Origin of the sequence: Herbiconiux solani NBRC 106740 (assembly GCF_001571005.1) — a bacterium.
Taxonomy (GTDB): Bacteria; Actinomycetota; Actinomycetes; order Actinomycetales; family Microbacteriaceae; genus Herbiconiux; species Herbiconiux solani.
In genome coordinates this window covers 271,300-285,850 of sequence record NZ_BCST01000001.1, presented here as the reverse complement: position 1 = coordinate 285,850, position 14,551 = coordinate 271,300, and the positions used below count along the sequence as shown (strand labels likewise).

13 protein-coding genes are annotated in these 14,551 nt (G+C 71.3%); 4 read left to right on the top strand and 9 right to left on the bottom strand.

Features of this window, described 5'->3' with window-relative positions:
* Window positions 1–64: 64 nt before the first annotated feature.
* Window positions 65–430 (top strand): hypothetical protein, encoded by a 366-nt coding sequence (locus HSO01S_RS01350; RefSeq protein ID WP_066038777.1) that lies wholly within the window; start codon window positions 65–67, stop codon window positions 428–430.
* Here HSO01S_RS01350 and uvrB read toward each other — a convergent pair.
* Complete coding sequence (uvrB, locus tag HSO01S_RS01345; RefSeq protein ID WP_066038776.1) at window positions 427–2,496, bottom strand: excinuclease ABC subunit UvrB; 2,070 nt, start codon at window positions 2,494–2,496, stop codon at window positions 427–429. The two genes, HSO01S_RS01350 and uvrB, sit on opposite strands and share 4 nt — an antisense overlap.
* 102 nt (window positions 2,497–2,598) lie before the next feature.
* Between uvrB and HSO01S_RS01340 the strand changes: the two genes are divergently transcribed.
* The gene (locus tag HSO01S_RS01340; protein ID WP_066038775.1) at window positions 2,599–3,624 is read left to right on the top strand and encodes a 6-phosphofructokinase; all 1,026 of its coding nucleotides are present in this window, start codon (window positions 2,599–2,601) and stop codon (window positions 3,622–3,624) included.
* Here the strand turns inward: HSO01S_RS01340 and HSO01S_RS01335 are convergent.
* The 8 genes from HSO01S_RS01335 to HSO01S_RS01300 all read right to left on the bottom strand — a co-directional run bounded on the left by HSO01S_RS01335 (window position 3,621) and on the right by HSO01S_RS01300 (window position 11,890).
* Window positions 3,621–4,580 carry a 5-oxoprolinase subunit C family protein gene (locus HSO01S_RS01335; protein ID WP_245635843.1) on the bottom strand — a complete coding sequence of 320 codons (960 nt, stop codon included), beginning with the start codon at window positions 4,578–4,580 and terminating at the stop codon, window positions 3,621–3,623. The two genes, HSO01S_RS01340 and HSO01S_RS01335, sit on opposite strands and share 4 nt — an antisense overlap.
* Complete coding sequence (locus HSO01S_RS01330; RefSeq protein ID WP_245635842.1) at window positions 4,570–5,283, bottom strand: 5-oxoprolinase subunit B family protein; 714 nt, start codon at window positions 5,281–5,283, stop codon at window positions 4,570–4,572. Before HSO01S_RS01330 ends, HSO01S_RS01335 begins: the two co-directional genes overlap by 11 nt.
* A 22-nt stretch (window positions 5,284–5,305) precedes the next feature.
* Window positions 5,306–6,070 carry a LamB/YcsF family protein gene (locus HSO01S_RS01325; protein WP_066038773.1) on the bottom strand — a complete coding sequence of 255 codons (765 nt, stop codon included), beginning with the start codon at window positions 6,068–6,070 and terminating at the stop codon, window positions 5,306–5,308.
* The gene (coaE, locus tag HSO01S_RS01320) at window positions 6,067–6,687 is read right to left on the bottom strand and encodes a dephospho-CoA kinase (protein WP_066038772.1); all 621 of its coding nucleotides are present in this window, start codon (window positions 6,685–6,687) and stop codon (window positions 6,067–6,069) included. Before coaE ends, HSO01S_RS01325 begins: the two co-directional genes overlap by 4 nt.
* 152 nt (window positions 6,688–6,839) lie before the next feature.
* Window positions 6,840–8,291, bottom strand: a complete 1,452-nt coding sequence (rpsA, locus tag HSO01S_RS01315; RefSeq protein ID WP_066038771.1) for a 30S ribosomal protein S1 — start codon at window positions 8,289–8,291, stop codon at window positions 6,840–6,842.
* Window positions 8,292–8,502: 211 nt separating this feature from the next.
* Window positions 8,503–9,474: an epimerase gene (locus tag HSO01S_RS01310; RefSeq protein WP_066038770.1), complete on the bottom strand. Its 972-nt coding sequence runs from the start codon at window positions 9,472–9,474 to the stop codon at window positions 8,503–8,505.
* Window positions 9,471–10,190, bottom strand: a complete 720-nt coding sequence (locus HSO01S_RS01305) for a DUF4166 domain-containing protein (RefSeq protein WP_066038769.1) — start codon at window positions 10,188–10,190, stop codon at window positions 9,471–9,473. Before HSO01S_RS01305 ends, HSO01S_RS01310 begins: the two co-directional genes overlap by 4 nt.
* A complete protein-coding gene (locus HSO01S_RS01300) occupies window positions 10,187–11,890 on the bottom strand; it encodes a DUF885 domain-containing protein (RefSeq protein ID WP_066038768.1) in 1,704 nt (567 codons plus the stop codon). The genes HSO01S_RS01305 and HSO01S_RS01300 overlap by 4 nt, the downstream gene beginning before the upstream one ends.
* Window positions 11,891–11,977: 87 nt before the next feature.
* Here HSO01S_RS01300 and imuA' point away from each other — a divergent pair, with 87 nt between their 5' ends.
* Both imuA' and HSO01S_RS01290 read left to right on the top strand, forming a co-directional pair.
* Window positions 11,978–12,829: a DnaE2-dependent mutagenesis accessory factor ImuA' gene (gene imuA' / locus HSO01S_RS01295; protein ID WP_174522959.1), complete on the top strand. Its 852-nt coding sequence runs from the start codon at window positions 11,978–11,980 to the stop codon at window positions 12,827–12,829.
* On the top strand, window positions 12,826–14,502 hold the full coding sequence (locus HSO01S_RS01290) for a DNA polymerase Y family protein (RefSeq protein ID WP_066038767.1): 1,677 nt from the start codon (window positions 12,826–12,828) through the stop codon (window positions 14,500–14,502). Before imuA' ends, HSO01S_RS01290 begins: the two co-directional genes overlap by 4 nt.
* Window positions 14,503–14,551 lie beyond the last annotated feature (49 nt).

The window sequence follows — 14,551 nt, the reverse complement described above, 5'->3', positions numbered from 1 at the left end:
CATCCCACCGAGACCTGCACGGCCGCCTGGCGAGACTCATGGGCATATGTGACAGAATCTCAGTATGCCCGTCCGCCCGCCTGTCCTCCTGATCGTGTCTGTCGGGTCGGCAGCGGCGACGACCGGTTTGAGCATCGTCGTCGTCGTGGCGGTCGTCGCGACGACCTCCGGCGTCGGTGGGGGCGTCGGATGGATGTTCTCTCCGCTCGAATGGCCCCTCGTCGTCTCCCTCTGGCTCGCCCCGCTGTTCGCGCCGGCAGGCGCGCTCCTCGGCACCCTCGCGGCGGTCTCCGGCGTCATCGCCGCGACCCGCGTAGACCGGACGGGCCGGCCGGTGCCTGTAGCGGTGATCGGCGGGGCGCTCGCCCTGTTCGACCTGGTCGCGTTCGGCTTCCTGATGGCACCGCTGCTCGGCAACGCCTGGGCCTAGCTGATGTGGCCGGCCTTCTCCATCTGGCGGAGTTCGCGCTTGAGCTCGGAGACCTCGTCGCGCAGGCGCCCGGCCAGCTCGAACTTGAGCTCGGCGGCGGCCTCCAGCATCTGCCCGTTCAAGTCGGCGATGATCGACTCGAGGTCGTTCGCGCCCTGAGCGGCGATGCCCTCGCGGCGGAGGTTCGGGGTCGGGCTCTTCTTGCCCCGGCCGGAGCGCTCGCGCAGCAGGTCGGCCGTGTCGGCACCCTCCCGGGCCAGGGCCTCGGTGATGTCGGCGATCTTCTTGCGGAGCGGCTGCGGGTCGATGCCGTGAAGCGTGTTGTACGCCACCTGCTTCTCGCGGCGCCGGTCGGTCTCGTCGATCGCCAGACGCATCGAGTCGGTCATCTTGTCGGCGTACATGTGCACCTCGCCCGAGACATTTCTAGCGGCACGGCCGATGGTCTGGATGAGCGAGGTCGACGACCGGAGGAAGCCCTCCTTGTCGGCGTCGAGGATCGCCACCAGCGAGACCTCCGGCAGGTCGAGGCCTTCTCGCAGCAGGTTGATGCCGACCAGCACGTCGTAGACGCCGGCGCGCAGCTCGGTCAGGAGCTCGACCCGTCGCAGCGTGTCGACATCCGAGTGCAGGTAGCGCACCCGCACCCCGGCCTCCGTGAGGAAGTCGGTGAGCTCTTCGGCCATCTTCTTGGTCAGGGTCGTGACGAGCACGCGCTCGTCACGGTCGGCGCGGATGCGGATCTCTTCCAGCAGGTCGTCGATCTGGCCCTTCGAGGGCTTCACGATCAGCGCCGGGTCGATCAGGCCGGTCGGGCGGATGATCTGCTCGACCACGCCGTCGGCGATGCCCATCTCGTAGCGACCGGGGGTCGCCGAGAGGTAGACCGTCTGGCCGACCCGCTCCTTGAACTCGTTCCACTTCAACGGCCGGTTGTCGAGCGCGCTCGGCAGCCGGAACCCGTGGTCGACGAGCGTGCGCTTGCGAGACGAGTCGCCCTCGTACATCGCGCCGATCTGCGGAACGGTGACGTGCGACTCGTCGATCACGACGAGGAAGTCGTCCGGGAAGTAGTCGAGCAGGCAGTGCGGTGCCTCGCCGGGCGCACGGGCGTCGATGTGTCGCGAGTAGTTCTCGATACCCGAGCAGAAGCCGATCTGCTGCATCATCTCGAGGTCGAAGGTCGTCCGCATCCGCAACCGCTGGGCCTCGAGGAGCTTGCCCTCGCGCTCGAGCTCGGTCAGCCGGTCGTGCAGCTCGGTCTGGATGGTCTCGATCGCGCGGTGCATCACGTTCGTGTCGGCCACGTAGTGCGAACCGGGGAACACCGAGACGCTGTCGAGCTTCTTCACGATGTCGCCGGTGAGCGGATGCAGGCTGTAGAGCCCCTCGATCTCGTCGCCGAACATCTCGATGCGGATGGCCAGCTCTTCGTACATCGGGATGATCTCGATGGTGTCGCCGCGCACCCGGAAGTTGCCGCGCGAGAAGTCGACGTCGTTGCGTTGGTACTGCATCGACACGAAGCGCCGGATCAGCCAGTCGCGGTCGATGTGCTGACCGACCTGCAGCGCCATCATCGCGTTGAGGTACTGCTCGGGCGTACCCAGGCCGTAGATGCAGGAGACGGTGGAGACCACGACGACGTCGCGCCGGCTGAGCAGCGAGTTCGTGGTGGAGTGCCGGAGACGCTCGACCTCGGCGTTGACCGACGAGTCCTTCTCGATGAAGGTGTCGGTCTGCGGCACGTAGGCCTCGGGCTGGTAGTAGTCGTAGTACGAGACGAAGTACTCGACCGCGTTGTTGGGCATCAGCTCGCGGAACTCGTTCGCCAGCTGGGCGGCCAGGGTCTTGTTGTGCGCGAGGACCAGGGTGGGACGCTGCACCTGCTCGATCAGCCACGCCGTGGTGGCCGACTTACCCGTACCGGTCGCACCGAGCAGCACGACATCCGTCTCACCGGCGTTGATGCGGCCCGCCAGCTCGGCGATCGCGGCGGGCTGGTCGCCACTCGGGGTGTATTCGCTGACGACCTCGAAGGGGTGGACAGAGCGGGTGGGTTCCATGCAATAAGTTTAGGGAGAGCCACCGACACCCGGGCCGGTGCTCGCTCAGAGCGTCATGCCGAGCGTCCCTCACCTCACCACCACCACATCGAGGCAGGCATCATGAGAATCGGAATCCTCACCTCCGGCGGCGACTGCCCCGGCCTGAACGCCGTCATCCGCGGCGCCGTGCTGAAGGGCACGGAGATCCACGGCCAGGAGTTCGTCGGTTTCAAGGACGGCTGGCGCGGTGTCGTCGCCGGCGACATCCGCCCCCTCGAGCGCAGCGACGTGCGCGGCATCGCCAAGCAGGGCGGCACCATCCTCGGCACCTCCCGCACGAACCCCTTCGAGGGCAACGGCGGCCCCGAGCGCATCCAGCAGACCCTCGACGACCTCGGCATCGACGCCATCATGGCGATCGGCGGCGAAGGCACCCTGGCCGCGGCGAAGCGGCTGACGGATGCCGGGCTCAAGATCGTGGGCGTGCCCAAGACCGTCGACAACGACCTCGACGCCACCGACTACACCTTCGGCTTCGACACCGCCGTCGAGATCGCGACCGAGGCGATGGACCGGCTCCGCACCACGGGCGACTCGCACAGCCGCTGCATGGTCGCCGAGGTGATGGGCCGCCACGTGGGCTGGATCGCGCTGCACTCCGGCATGGCCGCGGGGGCGCACGCCATCCTCATCCCGGAGCAGAAGACCAGCATGGAGCAGGTCGCCGAGTGGGTGCGGAGCGCCGCCGGTCGCGGTCGCGCACCGCTGGTGGTCGTGGCCGAGGGCTTCACGCCCGACCACGCCGACGACGCCCACTCCGAGCGCGGACTCGACGCCTTCGGCCGCCCCCGCCTCGGCGGCATCGGTGAGCGGCTCGCCCCGATGATCGAGGAGCTCACGGGCATCGAGACCCGCGCCACCACGCTCGGCCACATCCAGCGCGGCGGCGTGCCGACGGCCTACGACCGCGTGCTCGCGACCCGGCTCGGGATGGCGGCCTCGGACATCGTCGAGGAGAACGCCTGGGGCGAGATGGTCGCGCTCCGCGGCACCGACATCGTCACGGTCAACTTCGGCGACGCGCTCGGCAAGCTCAAGACCGTGCCGCAGCACCGCTACGAGGAAGCGGCGATGCTCTTCGGCTAGAGCCGGATGCGCATCCTGACCGGCTCCCCCGGCCGCAGCTGGGCGAGCGCGTCGACCGACGCCTCGGTGAGCACCGCGATCACGGGGTAGCCCCCGGTCACCGGATGGTCGCGGAGGAACAGCACCGGAAACCCGCTCGGCGGCACCTGGACGGCACCCGCCACCATCCCCTCCGAGGGGAGCTCGTCGTCGCGGCGTCCGGGCAGCCGGACGATCGGGTGCTCTCCCGTCAGCCTGACGCCGACGCGGTTGGACTCGGGGCTCACGGTCCAGATCGTGTCGCGCAGGGAACGCAACCCCGGTTCGCCGAACCAGTCGGCCCGCGGTCCCGCACTGACATCCAGCACGATTGGTCCGTCCGCCTCGGACCTGACCGGTGCCGGCACGAGGTGATCGGCCGCCGGCCACCCCTCCTGCTCCCCCGCGGTCGCGAGCACCGCGCCCGCCTCGAGTGGCACCGGACCCAGACCGCTCAGCACGTCGCTCGCTCGCGAGCCCAGCACGCGCTCGGCCTCGATCCCTCCGCGCATGGCGAGGTAGTGCCGGAGCCCCCGCTCGGGCACGCCGACGGTCACGGTCTCGCCGGCGTCGAGCAGGAACGAGTAGCCCACCGGATGCACGACCCGCGTCCTCCCGTCGGCCCCGGTCACGACGAGTTCGGCGGGCGGCCCGGCCACCGCGACGAACACCGCGCGGAGGGCCCGGACGACCAGGCCGCCGAAGACCGTCTCGATGCAGGCGGCGCCCGCACGGTTGCCCACCAGGCGGTTGGCTGCTGCGTAAGCGCTTCGGTCGGCGGCTCCGGATGCGGGCACGCCGAGCTGCGCCGAGCCGGGGCGGCCGGCATCCTGCAGCAGGGCGAGCGGCCCGGTCGCCTCGATCCAGAGTGCCGGGGAGATCGGGAGTGCCGGGGCATCCCGCCTCTCCTGCCCACTCATCACGGACTCATTCGTCACGGACGAACCTCACGCGGGTGCCGGGGGCGAGGAGGGCCGGATGCGCGCGGGACGGATCCCAGAGCACCGCCTCCGTGCTCCCGATGAGCTGCCAGCCGCCGGGCGACTCCCGGGGGTAGATGCCGCAGTACCCGGCAGCGAGGGCGACCGATCCGGCCGGGACGGCGGTGCGGGGTACCGCACGGCGAGGGACGTCGAGCCGAGGCACGTCCCGAGCCCCGCTTCCGCCGAGCACGTCCTCGGGCTCGAGGTAGGCGAATCCGGGCGCGAAGCCGATGAACGCCGAGACCCAGACGGCCGCGGTGTGCGCCCGGATGACCTCCTCGACGCCGAGCCCGGTCGACGAGGCCACCTCGTCGAGGTCGGGCCCGTTGTATCGCAGCGCCAGCTCGACCGTCACCGGATCCGCGTCCGCGATCGGCGCAGCCGGCGCATCCCGAGCGGCTTGGTCGACGACCCAGTGCCCCACCGCCGCGCGGCCCACCCGCCTGGCGTCGAACACCACCAGGATCGTCTTCGCGGCGGGCACGAGCTCCATCACCCACGCGGGCGCGGCCGCTCGGAGCCGCGCGTACAGCGGAACGACCCGGCGCGCATCCGTCAGCTCGATCAGCAGTGCCGACTCCCCCATCGGCAGCAGGCGGAGCTCAAGGTCGGCCGCCGGCACCGTGCCCGACGTCGGCGATCCCCACTCGGCCCCCACCGCGTCGCTCCCGGGCCCAGGCTCAACGACCCGAGAACGGGGTGATCGTGAGTCCTGCCGCCTCGAGCGTCGCCCGCACCGCTCGCGCGATGCCGACCGCGCCCGGGGTGTCGCCGTGCACGCAGATCGTCTCGGCCGAGAGGGCCAGCTCGCTGCCGTCGATCGCGGTGACGACGCCCTCGGTCGCCAGGCGGCGCATCCGCTCGGCGATCTCGGCGGGGTCGTGGAGCACGGCGCCTGGTTCGCGGCGCGACACCAGGGTGCCGTCGGGGCGGTAGGCGCGGTCGGCGAAGGCCTCGGGCACGAAGCGCAGCCCCTCCGCCTCGGCGATCCGCCCCACCTCGGAGTCGGGCAGCCCCACGAGCGCGAGCGCCGGATCCACGGCGACGACCGCGGCGACGACCGCGGCCGCCTGGTGCTCGTCGTGCACGATCCGGTTGTAGAGCGCGCCGTGCGGCTTCACGTAGCCGACCCGGGTACCCGCCGCGGTCGCGATGCCCTGCAGAGCGCCGAGCTGGTAGACCACGTCGGCCATCAGGTCGTCGGCGGGAAGGTCGAGATCGCGCCGGCCGAAGCCGCGCAGATCGGGGTAGGAGACCTGGGCGCCGATCGCCACGCGGTGCGCCGTCGCCTGCCGCGCGGTCTCGAGCAGGATGCTGGGGTCGCCGGCGTGGAACCCGCACGCCACGTTCGCGCTCGACACCACCTCGAGCAGGGCGCGGTCGTCGCCGAGCGTCCAGGCGCCGTAGGACTCGCCGAGGTCGGCGTTGAGGTCGATGGCGGTCATCGGGATGCGATCGCCTGCTCGACCAGCGTCGGCCAGACCGCGTCGGTCTGCCGGATGGTCTCCTCGACCGTGCCGCTCGCGTCGATGACGACGTCGGCCAGGGCGCGGCGCTCCTCGTCCGTCGCCTGGGAGGCGATCCGCCGTTCGGCCTCCTCGCGGGACATGCCGCGCAGGGTCATCAGACGCTCGAGCCGCTGTTCTTCGGGCGCCTCGACCACGATCACGTACTCGAACAGGCCGCCTCGGCGCCCGCCCGACTCGACGAGCAGCGGGACGTCGTAGACGAACACGGCGTGCGCATCCGCCTCGCCGGCCTCGCGGATGCGCTGCACCGTCAGGTCGTGGACGGCCGGATGCGTGATCGCGTTCAGATCGCGCCGGGCAGCTTCGTCGGCGAAGACGACGGCCCCGAGGGCGGGGCGGTCGAGGCTGCCGTCGGCGGCGATGACCGAGGGGCCGAAGCGCTCGGCGATCGCGGCGAGGCCCGGCGTGCCGGGTTCGACGGCCTCACGGGCGAGCTGGTCGGCGTCGGCCACGACGGCTCCGAGCTCGCGGAGGCGTCGGGCGACCGTGGACTTGCCGGCGCCGATTCCGCCGGTGACTGCGATGACGAACACGTGCCCATGCTAGCCGGGGCGGGGACGGCGCCAGTGGCCGCGCGCCGCGACGAGCTGCCGGCGGAGCGTCTCCCCGTTGTTCCTCCCCCGGGAACAGCGGAAGGCCGCCCCCGAGGGGACGGCCTTCCTGTGGTGCTGTGCTGCAGAACGGACTAGTTGTTCGAGCTGAGCTTCTCGCGCAGTGCGGCGAGGGTCTCGTCGTCGGCGAGGGTACCCGCGCCGGCCGACTCGCTCGAGAACGAGGACGAACCGGCAGGGATGTCGCTGGCGGCGGCAACCTCGGCCGACGTGGCGACCTGCTTCTTGTGGGCCTCCCAGCGAGCCTGGGCCTCAGCGTACTGCTGCTCCCATGCCTCGCGCTGCGTGTCGAAGCCTTCCTTCCACTCGTTCGTCTCCGGGTCGAAGCCCTCGGGGAACTTGTAGTTGCCCTGGTCGTCGTACTCGGTGAGCATGCCGTAGAGCGCCGGGTCGAACTCGGTGCCCTCGGGGTCGACGCCCTCGTTCGCCTGCTTCAGCGAGAGGCTGATGCGGCGACGCTCGAGGTCGATGTCGATGACCTTGACGAAGACCTCGTCGCCGACCGACACGACCTGCTCGGCGAGCTCGACGTGCTTGCCGGAGAGCTCGGAGATGTGCACCAGACCCTCGATGCCCTCGGCGACGCGGACGAACGCACCGAACGGCACCAGCTTGGTGACCTTTCCGGGCGCGACCTGGCCGATGGCGTGGGTACGGGCGAACACCTGCCACGGGTCTTCCTGGGTGGCCTTGAGCGAGAGCGACACGCGCTCGCGGTCGAGGTCGACCTCGAGGATCTCGACGGTGACCTCCTGGCCCACCTCGACGACCTCGGAGGCGTGCTCGATGTGCTTCCAGGAGAGCTCGGAGACGTGGACCAGACCGTCGACGCCGCCCAGGTCGACGAACGCACCGAAGTTGACGATCGACGAGACGACGCCCTTGCGGACCTGCCCCTTCTGGAGGTTGTTGAGGAAGGTGGTGCGGCTCTCGGACTGGGTCTGCTCCAGCAGCGCGCGACGCGACAGGACCACGTTGTTGCGGTTCTTGTCGAGCTCGAGGATCTTGGCCTCGATCTCCTGGCCCAGGTACGGGGTCAGGTCGCGGACACGGCGGAGCTCGATCAGCGAAGCCGGGAGGAAGCCACGGAGTCCGATGTCGACGATCAGGCCGCCCTTGACGACCTCGATGACCGAACCGGTCACGACGCCGTCAGCGTCCTTGATCTTCTCGACGTCGCCCCACGCACGCTCGTACTGAGCGCGCTTCTTCGACAGGATGAGGCGGCCTTCTTTGTCTTCCTTCTGGAGGACGAGGGCCTCGACGCTGTCGCCGACCTGGACGACCTCGGTCGGGTCGACATCGTGCTTGATGGAAAGTTCACGCGAAGGGATGACGCCCTCCGTCTTGTAACCGACGTCGAGGAGGACCTCGTCGCGGTCGATCTTCACGACGATGCCCTCGATGAGGTCTCCGTCGTTGAAGAATTTCAGAGTCTTTTCGACCGCGGCGAGGAAGTCTTCAGCAGATCCGATGTCATTGATGGCGACCTGCTTGGTTGCCTTTTCGGTCGTTGCGATTGTCATGTAGTGGTTGCTCCGTTGTGGACATAGTTCGGGCCGGCCGCGGGTGGTGCATTCATGTGTTTTCCGCGACTGGCAGGCGGATGGAAGTCACAAGAGTGACGCTCTAGTCTAGCTAGCGCGCTGGGCAGACGGCAAGCCGTGCTTTCAGCGCTGTTTCCCTCAACATCGAGACCGCTTTCAGCATTCCCCGGGCGGGCCGGAGGCATCCGGGTCAGCGGCGGACGATGTCGGCGAGGGCGGCCTCGTGGTCGCGGAAGCGGAAGGCGTAGCCGGCGGCCTCGAGGCGTTCGGGCAGCACCCAGCGGCTCTTCAGTACCAGCTCGGTCTCGGTGCGGATCGCGGCCGAGCCGACCTCGAGCATCCAGCGCCAGGTGGGCAGCCCGACGCGCGCCCCGACGGCCCGGCGCACCGAGGCCATGAAGGTGCGGTTGTCGGTGGGGTGGGGTGCCGAGACGTTGATCGGGCCGTCGAGCTCGGGATGCTCGCGGAGGAAGCGGATGACGCCGACCACGTCGTCGAGGTGCACCCAGCTGAAGCGCTGCCGCCCTCCCCGGGAGCCGGCGCGGTAGCGGTGGTAGGTGCCCGCGGCGAGCCGGGCACGGGTCGCAGGCCAGTGCCCGTCGAACTGCGGACCGCCCAGGCCCGCGCGGGCGAGAGCCCGGATCGGCGCGAGAGCACTGCCGTCGCCCAGCACGATCGCCATTCGGAGTGCCGCCCGGCGGGTGCCCGGGAGGTAGCCGCGGAAGAATTCCTCTTCCCACGCCGTCGCCACCTCGACCGAGAAACCCTCGCCGAGCTCGCCGGCAGCCTCCGTCATCGGCCGGTCGTCGGCGTGCCGGTAGATCGTGGCCGTGGAGGAGTTGAGCCAGAGCGGCGGCGGGCTCTCGGCCCGGCGGACGGCGGCGTGCAGTTCGCGCGTGGTGTCGACCCGCGAGCGGAAGATCTCGGCGCGGTTCTCGGGGGTGTATCGGCAGTTCACGCTCTTGCCGGCGAGGTTCACCAGGAGGTCGGCGCCGTCGATCAGCCGGGTGATCGCGTCGGTGTCGCCCCAGCGTGCATCAGGGCCGGAACGGCCGATCAGCGAGACCTGCGCGCCGTTGGAGCGGAAGGCCTCGGCGATCCGCGAGCCGATGAAACCGCTGGCGCCGGCGAGGACGATGCGCTCCCCCGTCGGCCCGCTCACTCGGCCGGCCTCGTGGTCGACGCGTCTCGCGGCTCCACGCCCTCGGGTGCCGCATCAGCCGCATCCACGACCTCCGGCCGCACCTCGTAGGTGAAGGCGCCGGTGTACTGGTAGAGCAGGCCGACGACGGGCGCCACGACCGTGACGGTCACCCGCTGGGCGCCCTCTCCGCCGCGCGCGGCGTCGTCGTACCGCTCGACCAGCGCGAGGCGCGGTGCCAGAGCGCCGGGCAGCCGGAAGTGCTGACGCCCGATCCGCACCTCGACCGCGGTCGAGTCGAGGTGCAGCTCGCCGCGGAGCACGGTGCTCCGCAACCGGATGCGGAAGCGGCGGTCGAGCCCCAGGTGGTCGGTGAGCCCGTCGCGGCCCGGGTTCTCGGCGGTGATGGCGTCGACCATCGTCTGCACCCCGCGAGAGAAGTGGAAGCGGCGCACCGCGACCACGGCCGTGCGGCCCTCGCGGTCGGTCATCGGGGCGTTCACGACGGTGAAGGGGACGTTCGTCTCCCAGACCGGGAACAACCCCGTCCACGACGAGACGAGCGCGACCAGAGGCCGAAGCCAGCGCCGGGGCGTGCCCGCGGCCTCGAAGACGCCCGAGCCGTAGCCGCGGTGGCCGGCCGGGATCGCGCCGAGGTAGCGCCGCAGTACCGGATGCAGGTCGTCCAGCGCCGACCCGGCGGTGAGTTCGTAGGGAGAACGCGCGGGCTGCTTCACGCGAGCATCACCGCGCGGAGGGTGTCGAGCCCTACGCCGCCGAGGTCGAGCGCGCGGCGGTGGAACTCCTTCGACGAGAAGGCCTGCTGCTCGCGGTCGCGGAGGGTGTCGCGGATCTCCTCCCAGATGCGCTGGCCGACCTTGTACGAGGGTGCCTGGCCCGGCCAGCCGAGGTAGCGGTTGACCTCGAATCGGATGAACGCGTCATCCATGTTCACGTTGCGGCGCATGAATTCGAGCGCGTACTCCGCATCCCACACCCCCTGGCCGTCGAGGCGGGGCTTCTTGAGGTGCACGCCGATGTCGAGCACGACGCGGGCCGCGCGCATCCGCTGCCCGTCGAGCATGCCGAGGCGGTCGGCCGGGTCGTCGAGGTAGCCCAGCTCCTCCATCAGACGCTCGGCGTAGAGCGCCCAGCCCTCGGCGTGACCGCTCGTGCCGGCGAGCTGACGACGCCAGGTGTTGAGGGTGCCGCGGTTGTAGACGGCCTGACCGATCTGCAGATGGTGGCCGGGGACGCCCTCGTGGTAGACGGTCGTGAGCTCGCGCCAGGTGTCGAACTCGGTCACCCCGTCGGGCACCGACCACCACATGCGGCCAGGGCGCGAGAAGTCGTCGGTGGGGCCGGTGTAGTAGATGCCGCCCTCGTGGGTGGGGGCGATCATGCACTCGAGCGCGCGGATCTCCTCCGGGATGTCGAAGTGGGTGGCGCCGAGCTCGGCGATCGCCCGGTCGCTGGTCTCCTGCATCCACGCCTTCAGGGCGTCGGTGCCGTGCAGCTTGCGCTTCGGGTCGCCGTCGAGGAAGGCGATGGCCTCCTCGACCGTGGCGCCGGGCAGGATCTCCTCGGCGATCGTCTCCTGCTCGCGCACCATGCGGCTCAGCTCGTCGATGCCCCACTCGTAGGTCTCGTCGAGGTCGATCGTGGCGCCGAGGAAGCGGCGCGACTGGAGGGCGTAGATCTCGCGGCCAACCGCATCCTCCTCCGTCGCGGCGGGAGCCAGCTCGTCGGCCAGGAAGCGGGCGAAGCGCGAGTAGGCCTCGGCGGCCTCGCCGGCGCCGCGCTCGAGCTCGCGCCGGAGGGTGGAGGGCAGCTCACCGGTCTCGCCGCCGTCGCCGGTGGTCTGGGCCCCGGCGGCGAACTCGGCGAAGAAGCTCTCGGGCCCGGCGTTCTTGCGCGCCTGCTCGAGCACCTCGGCGACCTGGCGGCGGGCCGGGGTGACACCCTCGCGGATGCCCTCGCGCAGGGTGAGGATGTAGCCGTCGAGGGCCTCCTGCACCGCACCGAGTCGCGTGGCGACGGTCTCCCAGTCGTCGACGGTCGCGGTGGGCATGAGGTCGAAGACCTCGCGGATGTGCTGGCTGGGCGAGTCGATCACGTTCAGGTCGCGCAGGTGCAGCCGGGCCTCGGCGCTCGCGAGGGTGAGGCCGAGCTCGTTCGTGAGGTCGGTTCTGGTGACCTCGTCGACCTCGTCGCGCGGCTCGGTGGCGGCCAGCTCGACCAGCACGCCGGAGACCGCGGCGGTGTAGCGCTCGTGCCCCTCGGGCGAGAGATCGCCGAAACGGCCGCCCACCTCGGTGCGGCCGATGTAGGTGCCGATCACCGGCTCGAGCTCGACCAGGGTGTCGACCCAGCGCTCGGCGACGAGGTCGATCGGGGTCTGCGGACGAGGGCTGTCAGCGGGTGGGATTACGCTCATTCTTCGACCCTAGAGCACGGCTCCGACATCGCCCACGGAGCGTTCCGCCCGGTTGACTTATTCGAACATGTGTTCGAACATGAGGGCATGACGGATGCCGCGCTCAGCCTCTCCCCCGCCGCCTCCGCGGCGGAGGAGATCCGTGCGCTGCAGTCCCGCATCCAGGCCATGCAGGCCACCAAACTCGACACCCGGGCGATCCGCACGCATCCGGCTCTGGCGCCCCTGTTGCCGGGTGGGACGCTGCGGGCCGGCTCGGCGTACTCGGTCGAGAGCTCGACCGCCCTGCTGATGGCGCTGATGGCCGGGCCCTCGGCCGACGGCGTCTGGTGCGGGGTCGTCGGCCTGCCCGATTTCGGCATCGAGGCGGCGTCGCGCTTCGGCATCGATCTCGACCGGCTGGCCCTGGTGCCGCATCCGGGCGAGGAATGGCTGAGCGTCACGGCGGCGATGGCCGACGTGGTGGGCGTGGTGGTCACCCGGGTGCCCGGCCGGGTCTCGGACGGGGCGGTCGCCCGGCTGCAGGCGCGCATCCGGCAGCGTGACGCCACCCTGATCGTCCTTGGCGACTGGCCGCAGAGCGAGGCGACGCTGCGGGTGACCGAGAGCTCGTGGGCGGGCATCGGATCCGGGCACGGCTACCTCGCCGGGCGGCAGGCGACCGTGTCGGTGACGGCGCGGGCGGGATCGGGCCGGCCCCGGCGCGGGCGGCTGTGGCTGCCGGACGGGTCGGAGGCGTTCCGGCCGGTGGTCGAGCTCGCGGGCGGCGGTGCCGGGATGGGCGGCGGCGCGGGCATGGGCACGGGCGGCGCGAACGCGGGCGGCACCGGCGCAGGTGCCGGCGCCGGCACCGGCACGGGCGTCGACGAGTCGATCGACGCGCGCCGCCACGAGCGCTCCGGCACCCGTCAGCGGCTCCTCCAGGGGGTGGCGGGATGAGGGCCGGCGGCAGCAGGAGCGGCGCGGTCGCCCCGGGCCCGGCGACCCGCACCATGGTGGTGTGGTGCCCTGACTGGCCGGTGCTCGCCACGGCCGCCGCCGAGGGGCTGACACCGGATGCACCGATCGCGGTGATCGAGAAGGGCCTGGTCTACGCCTGCTCCCAGTCGGCGCGTGCCGCAGGGGTGCGCCGTGGGCTGCGGATCCGCGAGGCTCAGGCTCGCTGTCCGCAGCTGCGGGACTTCGAGCACGATCCCGTGCAGGTCAACCGTGCCTTCGAACCGCTCATCTCGGCGCTGGAGGAGATGAGCCCGAACGTGCAGGTGATGCGCGCCGGCAGCTGCGCCCTCCGAGCCCGGGGCCCCGCGCGCTTCTACGGCGACGAGCACTCCGCTGCCCTGGCCTTCCTCGAGCGCTTCGCCGAGCTCGGCGTGACGGATGCGCGGGTCGGCGTGGCCGACGGCCTGTTCGCGGCCGACCAAGCGGCCCGGCTTCCCGGGGTCGACCTCATCCGGATCGTGCCCGAGGGGCGATCGGCCGAGTTCCTCTCCGGCCTCCCGCTGGAGCTGCTGCAGGAGGAGGAGCTCGCCCTGCTGCTCTGGCGGCTCGGCATCCGCACCCTCGGCGACTTCGCGGCGCTGCCCGCCGAGGACGTGCGTTCGCGGTTCGGCGAGGCCGGCGCGCGGGCGCACACCCGGGCGGGCGGGGCCGACCCGCAGCGGGTTGTGCCGCGCATCCCGCCCCAGGTCAAGGAGAGCCTCAACGCCTTCGAGCCGCCGCTGGAGCGCATCGACCAGATCGTGTTCAGCCTCCGGGCCGCGGCCGACCGGTTCGTGGACGAGCTGATGGCCGCGCGGCTGGTCTGCACCGAGCTGGTGGTGGAGATCCGCACCGAACGGGGCGAGGTGCGCGAGCGCAGCTGGCTGCATCCGCGCTGGTTCAGCTCGGGTGACGTGGTCGACCGGGTGCGCTGGCAGCTGCAGGGCGGCAGCACGATCGAGAGCGCGCTCTCGGCCCCGGTCGAGCGGGTGCGGCTGATCGCGGAGACGGTCGACGACAGCTCGGCCCACGAGACGGGGTTGTGGGGAAGCGGATCGGATGAGCGCATCCACCACGGACTCGCCCGCGTGCAGAGCATCGTCGGTCACGAGGGGGTGCTGACCGCCTCCATCGGCGGAGGGCGGTCGCCGCGCGAACGCCAGGTGCTGGTGCCCTGGGGGGATCGGGCCGCGGCGGGGTCGGGGGCGGCCGCGATAGCGAAGACGGCAGCGAAGGCGACGGGGAAAGCCACGCCAACGAAGGCGACGGCTACGGCGGCCGTGAAGGCGTCCGCGGCGGCCGCCCCGTGGCCTGGGAGCCTGCCGCCGCCCCTGCCGACGACGGTGTTCGAGATCCGCCGGCCGGTGCTGCTCGTGACCGCGGGCGGCGACCTCGTCGACCTGGGCGAGCGGGGCGAACTCCTGGGCGACCCCGATCGCTTCTCCGAGACGCTCTCCGATCGCGATCTGCGCGCCCTCCGCGCCTGGGCCGGTCCCTGGCCCGCCGAGGAACGCTGGTGGGATGCACGGTCAGCTCGGCGGTTCGACCGGGTGCAGATCGTCGACGCCGACGGCACGGCCTGGCTGCTCGCGCTCGACCGGGGTCTCTGGTGGGCGGAGGCCCGCTATGACTGAGCCGCGCATCCTCGACCGGCCGCGCACTGCCGCCCCGCGCATCCTGGAC